Below are 13,880 nucleotides of genomic sequence, written 5' to 3' on the forward strand. Positions count from 1 at the left end.
CTCTTAATTATTAATTTTATCCTTGTATAAATATTTTTTTACATAAGGTTTAGTATGTTTGTAAATTATCTTTATAACCGCAGCAATAGGCACTGAGAAAATCATACCCAAAACTCCAAACATTCCTCCACCTATAATTAATAGTATCAAAACTATTAGTGGGTGCATTCCTGTACTATCTCCAAGTATTTTTGGCCCCAAAATATTATTTTCAAGCCATTGAACGAAACAAAATAGTACTGCAACCCAAAAAGCAGTAAATGGTCCTTTAAATAATGCAAGTAAAACAGCAGGTACAAAACCTAAAAATGGACCAATATATGGAATAATATCTGCCACACATGTTATAACCCCTATAACAAAAGAAAATTCAATTCCGAACGCCATTAAATATATCATAGTAGCTACTCCTACAAAAATAGCCATTATAATTCTACCTCTTACAAACATGGATAATGATTCATCTATTTCTCTCCATATTTTAACCAAGAAATTTTCATACCTATCAGGAACTTTCTTTCCTATTACGTCAAAAATTTTATCTTTTTCAAGCAATAAATAAAATGTTATTACAGGAATTAATATAAGTTGAATAACTATTCCTATAAAATTCGATATTCCTGCAACCATTCCTGTTATCCAAGTTGCAGAAGATGATAGTAATGTATTGGCAATTTTTACAAGTTGACCATTTATACTATTTATCATTTCATTAATAAAAGGTGTATCTGTAAATAAATTTTGTCTAATACTATCACTATAATCAACAAAATTTTTGACCATATCAGGCAAAGAGAACAATAAATGTTTAAATTGTCTAAATGTACTTGGAAATATTCCAATCGCCAAAACACAAATTGAAAGTGTAATTATAATATAAATAAGTATTATAGCATATAACCTCTTTATTTTTTTCCCCTCAAGAAATTTCATAAATGGATTTAGAATATACGCAATAATTACTGATGCTAAAAATGTAAAAAAAGTTATTCTTAATATAGGATAAATACTATATAGATAAAACATAGCAAATGTCGATAAAATATATAACATCATTCTTAAAATTTTAAGCTTATTAAATCTTATTTTATCATCGTAATCTAACTTCTTATTTGAAAATTGAATAAATACGTAAATTCCAACAATCAATAAAATCGAAATCAATATTTTTATAGTAATATTTAACACAAAATCAAAATCTAACATATTACCTCCATCTAATTAATTATTTCTTTTAAAGCTATAATAAATTCATCTATTTCTTCAAATGTATTATTTTCTCCAAAACTGATTCTTATAGCACTATTCTTTAATTCGTCGTCAATACCCATAGCTGTCAAAACATGTGAATTTTCAATAGAACCACTACTACACGCAGATCCTCCTGAAATACAAATTCCCTTAAAATCCATAGTCATAATTAACATTTCTTTATCTAATCCAGAAAAAGAAATATTAACATTTCCAGAATATCTATTGTCAAGAGAACCATTAATCTCATAATCTTTAAAATTTTCTTTAATATTTTTCAAAAAATAATCTCTTAAAGCTAATCTCTTAAAAACATTTTTTTCTCTTGACTCTCTCAAAATATCTATAGCCTTTGAAAATCCAACTATTCCTGCAACATTTTCAGTTCCTGCACGTCTTGATCGTTCTTGACTACCTCCAAATACAAAATTTTCAATATCAGTTCCTGATTTTATATATAAAGCTCCTATTCCCTTTGGTGCATGAACCTTATGACCAGAAATAGAAAGTAAATCAACATTCAAATCTTTAACATCAATCACTAACTCAGATAAAGCTTGAACTGCATCTGTATGAAAAACAATTTTTGGATTTTTTTCCTTGACAGAATTGCAAATTTTCTTTATATCTTGAATAGTTCCTACTTCATTATTAATATACATAACAGATACCAAAATAGTGTCATCTCTTATTGAATCAATAATATTTTTTTCATCTATAAAGCCATCTCTATCAGGATTAATAAAAGTAACATCAAAACCTCTATTTTCTAAAAATTTTGCAGTTTCTAAAATTGCAGAGTGTTCGAAGGCTGTTATAATAATATGACCATTTTTTCTTCCCTTAAACAAAGTTAGACCCATAAGAGCCCAATTATCAGCTTCTGTTCCTCCTGTTGTGAAAAACAATTCATTTTTCTCAGCATTTATGTAATTAGAAATATTTTCCCTTGACTTTTCGACAGCAACTCTAGATTTTTGTGCAAATTCATATAGAGAAGAAGGATTAGAATAATTATTAAGTAAAAAATTCTTCATTTCATCAAAGACTTCTTCATTTAAACTTGTAGTTGCAAAATTATCAAAATATATAATATTATTCATATATACAAAACTCCATAATAATAAAAAATATTACTATAATTATACTCCAAAAACCTATAAATTACAAGAAAGCATAGCAAAAAGTATCAAATAAATTAAAATTACCCACATATAAAATCTAATACTTGTATTTATTCTGTTATCAATTAGTTTAAGTAAAAACTATTCAAGAACTTTTTAAACATTTACTTTAAAGATTTTAAAATTATCTATTTTCAAAAAATACTTCATTCTATTTTTTATAGAAAAAAGACACTGATTAATCAGTGCCTTCAGTAAAAATTTTATTAAAATCTAATATTAGCCTTTAAGCAAATTATTTTACTAATTCTAAAATCGCCATTTCAGCTGCGTCCCCTTGTCTAGGTCCTAGCTTTAATATTCTTGTATATCCACCATTTCTTTCTTTATAAAGTGGAGCAATTTCTTCGAATAGCTTATGAACTGTTTCAGTCTTGTAAATATAAGCTAAAGCTTGTCTTCTTGCATGAAGATCGCCTTTTTTTCCAAGAGTTATCATTTTTTCAGCTACTCTTCTAGTTTCCTTCGCTCTTGTTACCGTAGTTTGAATCTTTCCATTTTCAAAAAGAGATTGAACTTGATTTCTAAGCATTGCATCTCTATGGTCAGCTCTACGTCCAAGTTTTCTTAAATTAGCCAAAGTACTACCTCCTCTTTTTATTCTTCATCTAAAAATTTTAAACCTAATTCATGTATTTTATCCACTACTTCTTCTACAGATTTCTTACCAAAGTTTTTAATTTTCTTTAGCTGTTCTATATCTTGTGAAATAATATCCTTAACTGTATCAAGATTTGCTCTTTTCAAACAGTTAAAACTTCTAAGGGATAAATCTAATTCTTCAACACTCTTTGATAAAACACTATTAGTGTCCAAATTTTTACCATCTTTTATACTTGAATTATCAAGGTTAATGTCTGGTAGTGATCTAAATAGACTTAAGTAATCTATAAAAATTCCAGCACCTGTTGAAAGAGCTTCTTGTGGAGTAATAGTTCCATTTGTCCAAACCTCAATTTCAAGTTTGTCAAAATCTATACTTTGTCCAACTCTAGTATTTCCTACCATAAAGTTTACTTTCTTCACAGGAGAAAAAGAAGAATCCACCGCTATTGAATTAATATCACAATATTCTTTATTCAAGTCGCTAACTCTATAGCCCTTACCATTTAAGACTAATAAATCCATTCGGATTTCTCCCTCTTCATTAAGAGTTGTTATATAATGATCTTTATTAGCTATTTCAACATTTTGATTTTCAGAAATATCTCCAGCTGTTACAACTTTTGGTCCTTTTACATTTAATTCTAAAATTACAGGTTCATCATTGAATTTCTTTAATGCAATTCCCTTAATATTAATTAAAATTTCTGGAACATCAGCTATTGAGCCTTTAATAGTAGTAAACTCATGTCCAATACCATCAATTTTAACAGTTGCTATGGCAGATCCAGGAAGAGAACCTAAAAGTACTCTTCTCATAGAATTCCCTAATGTAGTGCCATATCCTCTATCAAGAGGCATTATAGCAAATTTACCATAGTTTTTTTCAAGATCTAGATCTAAAACTTCAATATTTGTATTTAAATCTTCTGTCATAGACTTTATCCTCCTTAGTCTAATTCATATTGAAACTTTTAAATACCTTTAAAAGCTTACAATTACACTCTTCTTCTCTTTGGTGGTCTACAACCATTATGTGGAATCGGAGTAACATCCTTAATTAAACTAACTTCAAGTCCAGTAGCTTGCAATGATCTGATAGCAGCTTCTCTACCTGATCCAGGTCCTTTGACATAAACTTCTACAACTTTTAGCCCATGTTCCATAGCTTTCTTTGCAGCTTCTTCAGCAGCTTGTTGTGCAGCAAATGGAGTAGATTTTCTTGATCCTCTAAAACCTAATTGTCCAGCACTTGCCCAAGAAATTACATTACCGTTTAAATCACTAAGAGTTACCATAGTGTTATTAAATGAAGAAACGATATGAGCTTGTCCTTTTTCAATGTTTTTACGCTCTCTTCTTTTAACACGAGCTTTTTGTTTCTTAATTGCCAATTAAATCCCCTCCTTATTTACCTTTTTTTGTACCAGAAACTTTCTTTGGACCTTTTCTTGTTCTGGCATTATTTTTAGTATTTTGTCCTCTTACAGGTAAACCTCTTCTATGTCTGATTCCTCTGTAACAGTTAATTTCTCTTAATCTCTTAATATTCATAGCGATTTCTCTACGTAAATCACCTTCAACAAGATATTTATCTATTTCAGCTCTTATTAAAGCAACTTCAGCTTCAGTTAAATCTTTAACTCTTGTATCTGGGTTTATTCCAGCATTTCTAAGAATATCATTTGAAGTCTTTCTACCTATACCATAGATATAAGTCAAACCTATTTCTACCCTTTTTTCTCTTGGTAAGTCGACACCTACAATTCTTGCCACTGTTACCTACACCTCCATCTTCATTAACCTTGTTTTTGTTTGTGCTTTGGATTTTCACAAATCACCATTACTCTGCCTTTTCTTCTGATGATTTTACATTTTTCGCACATTTTTTTCACTGATGGTCTTACTTTCATTTAAGTCCCTCCTATGCTACTTGTTTCGCCAAGTTATTCTTCCTTTTGTTAAATCATAAGGTGAAAGTTCAACCAATACCTTATCTCCCGGAAGAATTCTTATATAATTCATTCTTAATTTTCCTGATATATGAGCTGTTATTTCATGACCATTTGCAAGTTTAACCTTGAATATAGTATTCGGCATAGCATCAATAACAGTTCCTTCAACTTCTATAACATCCTTTTTGGACATTTAAAGAACCTCCTATTTTTCTACATTATCCTGTATATATGATTTTAATAATTTTCGCAAATTAGAATCATTAAATGATAATGGATTCAAACTAAAATCTTTAAGCACGTCATTATAAATTTGCAAATGCTTTGACTTTTTAAGTTTAGGTTTAGAAAGAGGTCTATTACTACCATTAGCAACTTTTACTAATGATGAACTAATTACCTCAACTATGATCATTACTTCGCCCTTGTCCCGGCCCTTAAGTGATTTTACAACCTGACCTACTTTAAAATCAAAATTTAGATCCATAGTATACTCTCCCAAATGTTAAACATTCTAAGAAAGAGACTCCTTAATTTGTAAAAAGACATCCTCAATAGACAAAGTACCATCAACAGTTAAAATCAATCCTAAATTCTTGTAAAAATCAATTAGTGGAAAAGTCTGCTTTTCATATACTTCTATACGATCTAATACAGTTTTTTCATTATCATCTGCTCTTTGAATAACTTCTCCTGAACATTTATCACAAATACCATCTTTTGAAGTTGGCTTATTATCTACATGATAAGTTTCTCCACAGTTTTTACAAACCCTTCTTCCAGAAAGTCTCTTTACTAAAATATTCTTATCAACATCTATGTTAACAACTTTATCTAGTTTAAGACCTCTTTTCTCTAATCCTTTTTGCAAGGCTTCTGCTTGATTAATTGTTCTTGGAAAACCATCTAATAAAAATCCATTTTTACAGTCGTCCTTTGAAAGTCTATCCCATACCAAATCAATAGTTAGTTCATCAGGTACTAGTTGACCTTTATCTAAGTATGACTTTACTTTTTTTCCAAGCTCTGTTTCATTTTTAATATTATGTCTAAAAATATCTCCCGTTGAAATATGAGTTATTCCATATTCAGAAACGATACTTGACGCTTGAGTTCCCTTTCCGGCCCCCGGGGGTCCTAACAAAATTAGTCTCATAATTTATCTCCTATAAACTATTTATTTAAAAAACCTTTATAGTGTCTCATTAACATCATAGATTCTATTTGTTTCATTGTTTCAATTACAACACCAACTATGATTATAGCTGATGTTCCACCAAAGTTAATTTTCATTCCACTTAAACGTGAAAGAACTATTGGCGCTGAAGCAATTAAAGCTAATATAATAGAACCTGAGAAAGTAATTCTATTTGATATTTTTTGTAAATGTTCTCCAGTTGGTTTTCCAGGTCTAATTCCAGGAATAAAACCACCATATTGTTGTAAATTTTTTGCGTATTCAACAGTATTAAACTGAATAGCTGAATAAAAGAATCCAAACAATATTATCAATATAAAATTCAATATTGAATATACATATACACCAACTGAACCTTCAACTGTTAAATATGAAGTAATCCAACTTGGAGTTCCACCAGAAAATAATAATGAAAGAGTTTGTGGCATAGCCAATAAAGAGGATGCAAAGATTACAGGCATTACACCACTCATGTTAACTTTTACCGGAATATGAGTAGCTTGTCCGCCATACATCTTCCTTCCAACAACTTTTTTAGCATATTGAACTGTTATTTTTCTTTCACCTTCATTTATAAGTACAACAATTACAACTATTGCAATAGCCGCTAGTACAACACCTATTATAGTAAGAATTCCAACTGTTCCAGTCTTTATTCCATAAATAAATGTACCAATTTGTGATGGTAAATTTGAAACAATACCAAGGAAGATAATAATTGAAATACCATTACCAATTCCCTTTTCAGTTATCATTTCTCCTAACCAAACTAAGAACATAGAACCTGCTAATAAAGATGTAATAATCAATGCTGATTGAATATATCCTTTAGCAACTATCGCTTTAGCAAATAATCCATTTGCTATTGCCATAGCTTCAAAAATCCCAAGTATAACTGCACCTATTTTAGTATACTTTGCAACTTTTTTTCTACCCATTTCACCATCCCTTGCGATTTCTCCAAGTCTTGGGAATGCAATAGTAAGAAGCTGAACAACTATTGATGCTGTAATATAAGGATAAATACTTAGAGCAAAAACACTCATTTGTTTTAAACTACCTCCGGCAAGTAAATCTAATAGATTTACTAAACCACCAGTATTACTACTCATCAGCTTATTAACAACTGTTTTGTCTATAAAAGGAATTGGAATAACATTTCCAAGTCTATAAACAACAATCATCAATAATGTAAAAATCATTTTACTTCTGATTTCTTTTATTCTCCACGCATTTGATAGAGTCTTGAACATATTAGATCACCTCTACCTTTCCTCCAGTGCTTTCTATTTTTTCGATAGCACTTTTAGTAAATTTACTGCAAGATACAGTCAATTTTTTAGTTAATTCTCCATTACCTAAAATCTTAACGCCATCTTTTGCTTTAGCTCTTTTAGCTAAATTAACTTCAAATATTAATTCTTCAGTAACTTCTGTACCATCTTCAAAAATATTTAATTGTTCTACATTTACTTCTGCATATTGTTTAGCAAAAATATTTGTAAAACCTCTTTTTGGAAGTCTTCTAAATAGTGGCATTTGTCCACCTTCAAATCCAGGTCTTACTCCGCCACCAGATCTTGAGTTTTGTCCGTCACGTCCTTTACCACCATACTTACCAAGTCCGGAACCGTAACCTCTACCAAGTCTTTTTCTTGCTTTTGAGCCTCCACCTTCAGCAGGTCTTAAATCATGTAACTTCACGCTTTATACCTCCTTAAATTTCTTCAACTTCAAGCATAAAACTAATTTGATTGATCATCCCTCTAATTGATGGAGTGTCCTCTTTAACAACTGTTTGACCAACTTTTTTTAAACCTAAAGCTTCAACATTTTTAATATGTTTTTCTATTCTACCAATTTTACTCTTTTTAAGTGTTATTTTGAGCTTTGCCATTTTAAAAGCCCCCCTTAACCTAATATTTCTTCTACGGATTTTCCTCTTAATCTAGCAATATCTTCAGCTCTTTTAAGATTCTTTAACCCTTCCATAGTTGCATTAACTATATTTCTAGCATTAGCAGTTCCCAAAGATTTACTTCTTACATCTTTAATTCCTGCAAGTTCACAAACTGCACGAACAGGACCACCAGCGATAACTCCAGTACCGGCTCCAGCAGGTTTTAATAAAACTCTACCAGCTCCAAAAACTCCAACAATTTCATGAGGAATTGTAGTATTTACAAGAGGTACTCTAATTACATGCTTTTTAGCATCTTGAACACCTTTTCTGATAGCTTCAGGAACCTCAAGTGCCTTACCAATACCAACACCAACATGTCCATTACCATCTCCAACTACTACAAGAGCGCTAAATCTAAAGTTTCTACCACCTTTTACTACTTTAGTAACACGGTTGATGGCAACTACTCTTTCTTCTAATTCTAATCCTTCTACTTCTTTAATTAAAAGTTCCATTAATTACCCTCCTGATACTAAAATTTAAGTCCAGCTTCTCTGGCACCATCAGCTAATTCTTTAACTTTTCCATGATATAAATATCCACTTCTATCAAAAACAACTTCAGTAATGCCTTTTTCAATAGCTTTTTTACCAATTGCAAGACCAACTGCTTTTGCTGCTTCTTTATTTGATTTTGATTCTAATGAAGCTAATTCTTTATCCAAAGTTGAAGCTGAAACTAAAGTTATACCTTTAGTATCGTCTATAATTTGAGCATATATATTAGTATTACTTCTATATAAATTTAATCTTGGTTTTTCAGGAGTTCCAGAAACTTTTTTTCTTACTCTAGCATGTCTTGCTTTTCTATTTTCATTCTTGTTAATTTGCTTTAACATTAAATTTCACTCCTTCCTATTTACCAGTCTTACCAACTTTACGTCTGATATATTCTCCTTCATATCTAACACCTTTACCCTTATAAGGTTCTGGTCTTCTATGTGCACGAATATTTGCTGCAAAGTTTCCAAGTTGTTGTTTATCAATACCATTAATCACAATTTTTGTTGGTTCAGGAACCTCAACAGTAATGCCTTCTGGATCCATTACTTCAATTGGATGAGAATATCCTAAATTTAAAGTTAATTTCTTTCCAGATTTTGCTGCTCTATATCCAGTTCCTTCAATAATCAAAGTTTTAGTAAATCCCTTTGAAACACCATCAATCATGTTAGCAAGTAATGTTCTTGTTAGTCCATGAAGTGATTTATGTCTTTTTATTTCAGAAGGACGTTCTATACTTATTGTATTTCCTTCCATTTTTATGTTCATTTCTCTGCTTAATTGTTGAGTCAATTTCCCTTTAGGTCCTTTTACTTCAACAAAGTTTTCTTCACCTAAGATTACCTCAACTCCAGCAGGAACAACAATTGGTTTTAATCCAATTCTTGACATTGGTTTACCTCCTTAGTTTTAATCCTTAAACATGTTACCAAACGTAACAAAGAACCTCTCCACCAACACCTTCTTTTCTAGCAACCTTATCAGTTACAACTCCCTTTGATGTTGAGATAATTGCAATTCCAAGTCCTCCTAAAACTTTAGGAATTTCGTGGCTTCTAGCATAAACCCTTAAACCAGGCTTTGAAATTCTCTTAAGTCCTGAAATAACTTTTTCGTTGTTCTTTCCATATTTTAAGTCAACTGTGATGATTCCTTGTTTGTCATCTTCAATTACATTATATCCTTCAATAAAACCTTCATCTAATAAAATCTGTACAAGATTTTTCTTCATTTTTGATGCAGGTATTTCAACAGATGAATGTCTAGCGTTATTACCATTTCTAATTCTTGTAAGCATATCTGCTATAGGATCAGTCATCATATAAGCTTCCTCCTTTATCTAATATTACCAACTAGCCTTTTTAACGCCAGGAATTTCTCCCTTGTAAGCTAATTCACGGAATACAATACGGCTGATTCCATATTTTCCAATGTATCCATGAGGACGTCCAGTTATTTTACAACGGTTGTGTAAACGAGTTGGAGAAGCATTTCTTGGTAATTTGCTTAAACCAACATAGTCCCCTTTGGCTTTTAACTCTGCACGTTTTGCAGCATACTTTTCAACTAACTTTTGACGTTTTAATTCACGTTGTACCATTGATTTTTTAGCCATTAAATTTCCTCCTACTACTTTTTAAAAGGCATTCCTAATAGCTCTAAAAGTGCTTTTGACTCTTCATCAGTCTTAGCAGTAGTAACTATTATAATATCCATTCCTCTTATTTGATCAATCATATCATATACGATTTCTGGGAATATTAATTGTTCTTTTATACCTAATGCATAATTTCCTCTACCATCAAAGCTTGAAGCACTAACACCTCTAAAGTCTCTTACACGTGGAAGAGCAATATTAACCAATCTATCTAGAAAATCATACATTTTTTCTCCTCTAAGAGTTACTTTAGTACCAATCTTCATACCTTCTCTTAGTTTGAAATTAGCAATTGATTTTTTAGCAGTAGTTATTATAGGCTTTTGACCTGAAATAATTTCCAAGTCTCTTAAAGCGCTTTCTAAAACTTTTGGATTATCTTTAGCTGAACCTAAACCAATATTGATAACAATCTTATTTAGTTTAGGAACCTCCATAATATTTTTATATTTAAAACGTTCCATTAAAGCAGAAACTATTTCTTCTTTATATCTAACTTGCATTCTGGAAGTCACTTAAGATTCCTCCTTTCAACTATTTATCTATTTTTGAACCACTTTTTTTACTGATTCTAACTTTTTTATCCCCTTCAAGAGCATAACCAATTCTAGAAGGTTTATTAACTTTAGGATCAAGGTACATTACATTTGAAACATCAATACTTCCCTCAATTTTTATTAGGCCAGCTTCATCTTTTGGATTTCTAGCCTTTTTGTGTTTAGTTTGAATATTTACTCCTTGAACTATTACTTTATTTTCTTTTACTAAAGTTTTAAGTACTTTTCCAGTTTTTCCTTTATCTTTTCCTGCAATTACAATAACAGTATCTCCAGATTTTATTTTCATTCTAACACCTCCTATTATAATACTTCAGGTGCAAGAGATATAATTTTCATAAAGTTACCAGCTCTTAGCTCTCTTGTAACTGATCCGAAAATTCTTGTACCAACTGGGTTCTTATCATCTTTTATAATTACTGCTGCATTATCATCAAATCTAATGTAGCTGCCATCATTTCTCTTTATACTATTTGTTGTTCTAACAATTACCGCTTTTACAACGTCACTTTTCTTAACAACTCCACCTGGTGTAGCACTTTTAACAGTACAAACTACTATATCGCCAACTTTTGCATATTTCTTATTAGTACCACCAAGTACTCTGATAACAAGAAGTTCTTTAGCGCCAGAGTTGTCAGCAACTTTTAAACGACTTTCTGTTTGAATCATACGATACTCCTTTCCAGATGAAAATTATTTTACTCTTTCAAGTATCTCAACAAGTCTCCATCTCTTTTCTCTTGAAAGAGGTCTTGTTTCCATAATTTTAACTCTATCACCAATTAAACATTCGTTATTTTCATCATGTGCTTTAAATTTTGTAGTCTTTTTCATTTGTTTTTTATAAAGTGGGTGAGATACAAAAGTTGCAACTTCTACAACTATAGTCTTATCCATTTTATTAGAAACTACATTTCCTATTATGACTTTTCTACTATTTCTTTCCATATAGTATTAAGCCTCCTTTCCAGCATTAAGCTCACGTTCTCTAATAATAGTCTTAACACGAGCTATATCTTTTTTAATGCCACCAATTCTCATAGGATTCTCTAATTGTCCAGTGGCTAATTGAAAACGTAAATTAAATAATTCTACTTTTAAATCTTTTAATTTTGCTTGTAAATCACTATCATTCATTTGGCGAATTTCTTTAATTTTCATTAGCTTCACCTTCCTTCATCTCACGAGTTATAAATTTAGTCTTTACAGGTAGTTTGTGAGCAGCAAGTCTCATAGCTTCTCTAGCTACATCAACAGGAACTCCACTCATTTCAAATAATACTCTACCTGGTTTAACAACTGCTACCCAGTATTCAGGAGCTCCTTTACCAGAACCCATTCTTACTTCAGCAGGTTTTTTAGTAACAGGCTTATCAGGGAATACTTTAATCCAGATTTTACCGCCTCTTTTTATATATCTTGTCATCGCACGTCTTGCAGATTCAATTTGGTTTGCAGTCATCCAGCAAGGTTCTAATGCTTGAATCGCATAATCTCCATAAGAAATTGTATTTCCCCTTAGAGCTTTACCAGTCATTCTGCCTCTATGAACTCTACGATATTTTACTCTCTTAGGCATTAACATAGACTCTTTCCTCCTTCCAGTAACTAAGCTTCTTTCTTAGCACCAGTTTTATTAAATCTTTTCTTATTGTCTTTCTTGTTTCTTCTATCTTTTTTTGCAGGTTTTTCTTCAATAACTGCAGCTTTCATTCCTGGAAGAACTTCTCCTTTGTATAACCAAACTTTTACGCCTAATTTTCCATAAGTTGTATCAGCTTCAGCAAATCCATATTCAATGTCTGCTCTTAAAGTTTGTAGAGGAATTGTTCCTTCAGAATATCCTTCAGTTCTAGCCATATCAGCTCCACCAAGTCTACCAGAAACAGCAGTTTTTATACCTTTTGCTCCTGCTTTTAATGATCTTTGCATAGCTTGTTTCATAGCACGTCTAAAAGATACACGTCTTTCTAATTGTCCAGCAATGTTTTCAGCAACTAATTGAGCACTTAAATCAGGTCTCTTAACTTCTTCAACATTAACAATTACTTTTTTACCAGTTAATTTTTCAATTTTAACTCTTAATTCTTCAACACCAGCACCTGATTTTCCAATTACCATTCCAGGTTTAGCAGTAAAAACTGTTACCTTTACTCTATTTGCTGATCTTTCTATTTCAACTTTAGGTACTCCTGAAAGAGCTACCTCTTTTTTAACAAGTTTACGAATATTGTGGTCTTCTACTAATAAATTACCAAATTCTTTTTTATCGGCAAACCATCTTGAGTCCCAATCTTTTATTATTCCAACTCTTAACCCATGAGGATTAACTTTTTGACCCATTTTTTATCCTCCTTATACTATCTTTCTGCTACCGTTACACCAATATGACTTGATCTTTTCAAAATTGGGTAAGCTGAACCTTTAGCCTTTGGTCTCCATCTTTTCATAACTGGAGCATCATTTGCATAAGCTTCTAATACATAAAGGTCTTTTCTATCTAAATTATGATTATTTTCTGCATTAGCAACAGCTGATTTTAATACCTTTTCTAATAATCTAGCACCCGCTTTAGGAGTGAATCTTAGAATAGATAAAGCTTCATCTACATGCTTTCCTCTTATTTCTCTACAAATAAAGTTTACTTTAAGAGGTGAAATTCTTTGATATTTTGCAATTGCTTTAGCTTGCATGTTATCTCCTCCTTATCTATTATCTTATTTTACTATTTTTTTCGTTTTTGCCAACATGACCCCTGTAAGTTCTAGTTAGAACGAACTCTCCAAGTTTATGTCCTACCATATCATCAGTAATATATATTGGTAAGTGCTTTCTTCCGTCATGAACAGCTATAGTATGTCCAACAAATTGCGGAAAAATTGTACTTCTTCTTGACCAAGTTTTTATAACTTTTTTTTCATCTGCACTATTTAATGCATCTATTTTCTTTAAAAGATGATCATCACAAAATGGTCCTTTTTTAAGAGATCTACCCATTTGTTTTCC

27 protein-coding genes are annotated in these 13,880 nt (G+C 31.0%); all 27 read right to left on the reverse strand.

What is annotated here, in order from left to right:
• Positions 1-3 precede the first annotated feature (3 nt).
• Positions 4-1,206 (reverse strand): AI-2E family transporter, encoded by a 1,203-nt coding sequence (locus tag VJI95_RS01245; protein WP_324009954.1) that lies wholly within the window; start codon positions 1,204-1,206, stop codon positions 4-6.
• A gap of 11 nt (positions 1,207-1,217) precedes the next feature.
• Positions 1,218-2,354, reverse strand: a complete 1,137-nt coding sequence (locus VJI95_RS01250) for a cysteine desulfurase family protein (protein ID WP_324009955.1) — start codon at positions 2,352-2,354, stop codon at positions 1,218-1,220.
• A 316-nt stretch (positions 2,355-2,670) separates the two neighbouring features.
• Positions 2,671-3,015 (reverse strand): 50S ribosomal protein L17, encoded by a 345-nt coding sequence (rplQ, locus tag VJI95_RS01255; protein WP_323999761.1) that lies wholly within the window; start codon positions 3,013-3,015, stop codon positions 2,671-2,673.
• A gap of 17 nt (positions 3,016-3,032) precedes the next feature.
• The gene (locus VJI95_RS01260) at positions 3,033-3,974 is read right to left on the reverse strand and encodes a DNA-directed RNA polymerase subunit alpha (RefSeq protein WP_324009957.1); all 942 of its coding nucleotides are present in this window, start codon (positions 3,972-3,974) and stop codon (positions 3,033-3,035) included.
• A gap of 62 nt (positions 3,975-4,036) precedes the next feature.
• Positions 4,037-4,432: a 30S ribosomal protein S11 gene (rpsK, locus tag VJI95_RS01265; protein ID WP_004833590.1), complete on the reverse strand. Its 396-nt coding sequence runs from the start codon at positions 4,430-4,432 to the stop codon at positions 4,037-4,039.
• Positions 4,433-4,445: 13 nt separating this feature from the next.
• Positions 4,446-4,814, reverse strand: coding sequence for a 30S ribosomal protein S13 (gene rpsM / locus VJI95_RS01270; RefSeq protein WP_004833591.1), 369 nt, complete (start codon positions 4,812-4,814; stop codon positions 4,446-4,448).
• 23 nt (positions 4,815-4,837) lie between these two features.
• Positions 4,838-4,951 (reverse strand): 50S ribosomal protein L36, encoded by a 114-nt coding sequence (gene rpmJ, locus VJI95_RS01275; RefSeq protein WP_004833592.1) that lies wholly within the window; start codon positions 4,949-4,951, stop codon positions 4,838-4,840.
• A 16-nt stretch (positions 4,952-4,967) separates the two neighbouring features.
• Positions 4,968-5,186: a translation initiation factor IF-1 gene (gene infA, locus VJI95_RS01280; protein WP_004833593.1), complete on the reverse strand. Its 219-nt coding sequence runs from the start codon at positions 5,184-5,186 to the stop codon at positions 4,968-4,970.
• Positions 5,187-5,198: 12 nt separating this feature from the next.
• Complete coding sequence (locus tag VJI95_RS01285) at positions 5,199-5,480, reverse strand: hypothetical protein (protein ID WP_009372611.1); 282 nt, start codon at positions 5,478-5,480, stop codon at positions 5,199-5,201.
• A 27-nt stretch (positions 5,481-5,507) separates the two neighbouring features.
• Positions 5,508-6,149 carry an adenylate kinase gene (locus VJI95_RS01290; RefSeq protein ID WP_324009959.1) on the reverse strand — a complete coding sequence of 214 codons (642 nt, stop codon included), beginning with the start codon at positions 6,147-6,149 and terminating at the stop codon, positions 5,508-5,510.
• Between the two features lie 17 nt (positions 6,150-6,166).
• Positions 6,167-7,444: a preprotein translocase subunit SecY gene (gene secY / locus VJI95_RS01295; protein WP_323999764.1), complete on the reverse strand. Its 1,278-nt coding sequence runs from the start codon at positions 7,442-7,444 to the stop codon at positions 6,167-6,169.
• Position 7,445: 1 nt separating this feature from the next.
• Positions 7,446-7,895 (reverse strand): 50S ribosomal protein L15, encoded by a 450-nt coding sequence (gene rplO, locus VJI95_RS01300; protein WP_233055438.1) that lies wholly within the window; start codon positions 7,893-7,895, stop codon positions 7,446-7,448.
• 13 nt (positions 7,896-7,908) lie between these two features.
• Positions 7,909-8,088, reverse strand: a complete 180-nt coding sequence (gene rpmD, locus VJI95_RS01305; RefSeq protein ID WP_068473718.1) for a 50S ribosomal protein L30 — start codon at positions 8,086-8,088, stop codon at positions 7,909-7,911.
• 14 nt (positions 8,089-8,102) lie between these two features.
• The gene (gene rpsE / locus VJI95_RS01310) at positions 8,103-8,609 is read right to left on the reverse strand and encodes a 30S ribosomal protein S5 (protein WP_416384090.1); all 507 of its coding nucleotides are present in this window, start codon (positions 8,607-8,609) and stop codon (positions 8,103-8,105) included.
• 17 nt (positions 8,610-8,626) lie between these two features.
• A complete protein-coding gene (gene rplR, locus VJI95_RS01315) occupies positions 8,627-8,992 on the reverse strand; it encodes a 50S ribosomal protein L18 (protein ID WP_009372294.1) in 366 nt (121 codons plus the stop codon).
• A gap of 16 nt (positions 8,993-9,008) precedes the next feature.
• Positions 9,009-9,548, reverse strand: coding sequence for a 50S ribosomal protein L6 (rplF, locus tag VJI95_RS01320; protein WP_323999765.1), 540 nt, complete (start codon positions 9,546-9,548; stop codon positions 9,009-9,011).
• Positions 9,549-9,582: 34 nt separating this feature from the next.
• Positions 9,583-9,978: a 30S ribosomal protein S8 gene (rpsH, locus tag VJI95_RS01325; RefSeq protein WP_323999766.1), complete on the reverse strand. Its 396-nt coding sequence runs from the start codon at positions 9,976-9,978 to the stop codon at positions 9,583-9,585.
• Positions 9,979-10,002: 24 nt separating this feature from the next.
• On the reverse strand, positions 10,003-10,272 hold the full coding sequence (gene rpsN, locus VJI95_RS01330) for a 30S ribosomal protein S14 (RefSeq protein WP_004833609.1): 270 nt from the start codon (positions 10,270-10,272) through the stop codon (positions 10,003-10,005).
• A gap of 14 nt (positions 10,273-10,286) precedes the next feature.
• Positions 10,287-10,829, reverse strand: a complete 543-nt coding sequence (rplE, locus tag VJI95_RS01335; RefSeq protein ID WP_323999767.1) for a 50S ribosomal protein L5 — start codon at positions 10,827-10,829, stop codon at positions 10,287-10,289.
• Positions 10,830-10,848: 19 nt separating this feature from the next.
• Entirely contained in the window at positions 10,849-11,160 is a 312-nt protein-coding gene (rplX, locus tag VJI95_RS01340) for a 50S ribosomal protein L24 (RefSeq protein ID WP_323999768.1), read from the reverse strand.
• Between the two features lie 14 nt (positions 11,161-11,174).
• Positions 11,175-11,543, reverse strand: coding sequence for a 50S ribosomal protein L14 (rplN, locus tag VJI95_RS01345; RefSeq protein ID WP_009372516.1), 369 nt, complete (start codon positions 11,541-11,543; stop codon positions 11,175-11,177).
• Between the two features lie 24 nt (positions 11,544-11,567).
• Complete coding sequence (gene rpsQ, locus VJI95_RS01350) at positions 11,568-11,822, reverse strand: 30S ribosomal protein S17 (RefSeq protein WP_004833613.1); 255 nt, start codon at positions 11,820-11,822, stop codon at positions 11,568-11,570.
• A gap of 6 nt (positions 11,823-11,828) precedes the next feature.
• Positions 11,829-12,035, reverse strand: a complete 207-nt coding sequence (rpmC, locus tag VJI95_RS01355; protein ID WP_004833614.1) for a 50S ribosomal protein L29 — start codon at positions 12,033-12,035, stop codon at positions 11,829-11,831.
• Positions 12,025-12,459, reverse strand: coding sequence for a 50S ribosomal protein L16 (gene rplP / locus VJI95_RS01360; protein WP_004833615.1), 435 nt, complete (start codon positions 12,457-12,459; stop codon positions 12,025-12,027). The genes rpmC and rplP overlap by 11 nt, the downstream gene beginning before the upstream one ends.
• Before the next feature lie 23 nt (positions 12,460-12,482).
• Positions 12,483-13,217 (reverse strand): 30S ribosomal protein S3, encoded by a 735-nt coding sequence (gene rpsC / locus VJI95_RS01365; RefSeq protein WP_323999769.1) that lies wholly within the window; start codon positions 13,215-13,217, stop codon positions 12,483-12,485.
• A 17-nt stretch (positions 13,218-13,234) separates the two neighbouring features.
• On the reverse strand, positions 13,235-13,567 hold the full coding sequence (gene rplV, locus VJI95_RS01370; RefSeq protein ID WP_004833617.1) for a 50S ribosomal protein L22: 333 nt from the start codon (positions 13,565-13,567) through the stop codon (positions 13,235-13,237).
• A 19-nt stretch (positions 13,568-13,586) separates the two neighbouring features.
• Positions 13,587-13,871 carry a 30S ribosomal protein S19 gene (gene rpsS / locus VJI95_RS01375; protein WP_323999770.1) on the reverse strand — a complete coding sequence of 95 codons (285 nt, stop codon included), beginning with the start codon at positions 13,869-13,871 and terminating at the stop codon, positions 13,587-13,589.
• Positions 13,872-13,880: the final 9 nt, after the last annotated feature.

Source organism: Parvimonas sp. C2 (genome assembly GCF_035282405.1).
Taxonomy (GTDB): Bacteria; Bacillota; Clostridia; order Tissierellales; family Peptoniphilaceae; genus Parvimonas.

Coding starts and splice junctions, on each gene's coding strand:
- VJI95_RS01245 (WP_324009954.1), bottom strand. CDS start 1,206: ATGTTAGATTTTGATTTTGTGTTAAATATTACTATAAAAATATTGATT.
- VJI95_RS01250 (WP_324009955.1), bottom strand. CDS start 2,354: ATGAATAATATTATATATTTTGATAATTTTGCAACTACAAGTTTAAAT.
- VJI95_RS01260 (WP_324009957.1), bottom strand. CDS start 3,974: ATGACAGAAGATTTAAATACAAATATTGAAGTTTTAGATCTAGATCTT.
- rpmJ (WP_004833592.1), bottom strand. CDS start 4,951: ATGAAAGTAAGACCATCAGTGAAAAAAATGTGCGAAAAATGTAAAATC.
- infA (WP_004833593.1), bottom strand. CDS start 5,186: ATGTCCAAAAAGGATGTTATAGAAGTTGAAGGAACTGTTATTGATGCT.
- VJI95_RS01285 (WP_009372611.1), bottom strand. CDS start 5,480: ATGGATCTAAATTTTGATTTTAAAGTAGGTCAGGTTGTAAAATCACTT.
- VJI95_RS01290 (WP_324009959.1), bottom strand. CDS start 6,149: ATGAGACTAATTTTGTTAGGACCCCCGGGGGCCGGAAAGGGAACTCAA.
- secY (WP_323999764.1), bottom strand. CDS start 7,444: ATGTTCAAGACTCTATCAAATGCGTGGAGAATAAAAGAAATCAGAAGT.
- rpmD (WP_068473718.1), bottom strand. CDS start 8,088: ATGGCAAAGCTCAAAATAACACTTAAAAAGAGTAAAATTGGTAGAATA.
- rpsE (WP_416384090.1), bottom strand. CDS start 8,609: ATGGAACTTTTAATTAAAGAAGTAGAAGGATTAGAATTAGAAGAAAGA.
- rplR (WP_009372294.1), bottom strand. CDS start 8,992: ATGTTAAAGCAAATTAACAAGAATGAAAATAGAAAAGCAAGACATGCT.
- rplF (WP_323999765.1), bottom strand. CDS start 9,548: ATGTCAAGAATTGGATTAAAACCAATTGTTGTTCCTGCTGGAGTTGAG.
- rpsH (WP_323999766.1), bottom strand. CDS start 9,978: ATGATGACTGATCCTATAGCAGATATGCTTACAAGAATTAGAAATGGT.
- rpsN (WP_004833609.1), bottom strand. CDS start 10,272: ATGGCTAAAAAATCAATGGTACAACGTGAATTAAAACGTCAAAAGTTA.
- rplX (WP_323999768.1), bottom strand. CDS start 11,160: ATGAAAATAAAATCTGGAGATACTGTTATTGTAATTGCAGGAAAAGAT.
- rplN (WP_009372516.1), bottom strand. CDS start 11,543: ATGATTCAAACAGAAAGTCGTTTAAAAGTTGCTGACAACTCTGGCGCT.
- rpsQ (WP_004833613.1), bottom strand. CDS start 11,822: ATGGAAAGAAATAGTAGAAAAGTCATAATAGGAAATGTAGTTTCTAAT.
- rpmC (WP_004833614.1), bottom strand. CDS start 12,035: ATGAAAATTAAAGAAATTCGCCAAATGAATGATAGTGATTTACAAGCA.
- rplP (WP_004833615.1), bottom strand. CDS start 12,459: ATGTTAATGCCTAAGAGAGTAAAATATCGTAGAGTTCATAGAGGCAGA.
- rpsC (WP_323999769.1), bottom strand. CDS start 13,217: ATGGGTCAAAAAGTTAATCCTCATGGGTTAAGAGTTGGAATAATAAAA.
- rplV (WP_004833617.1), bottom strand. CDS start 13,567: ATGCAAGCTAAAGCAATTGCAAAATATCAAAGAATTTCACCTCTTAAA.
- rpsS (WP_323999770.1), bottom strand. CDS start 13,871: ATGGGTAGATCTCTTAAAAAAGGACCATTTTGTGATGATCATCTTTTA.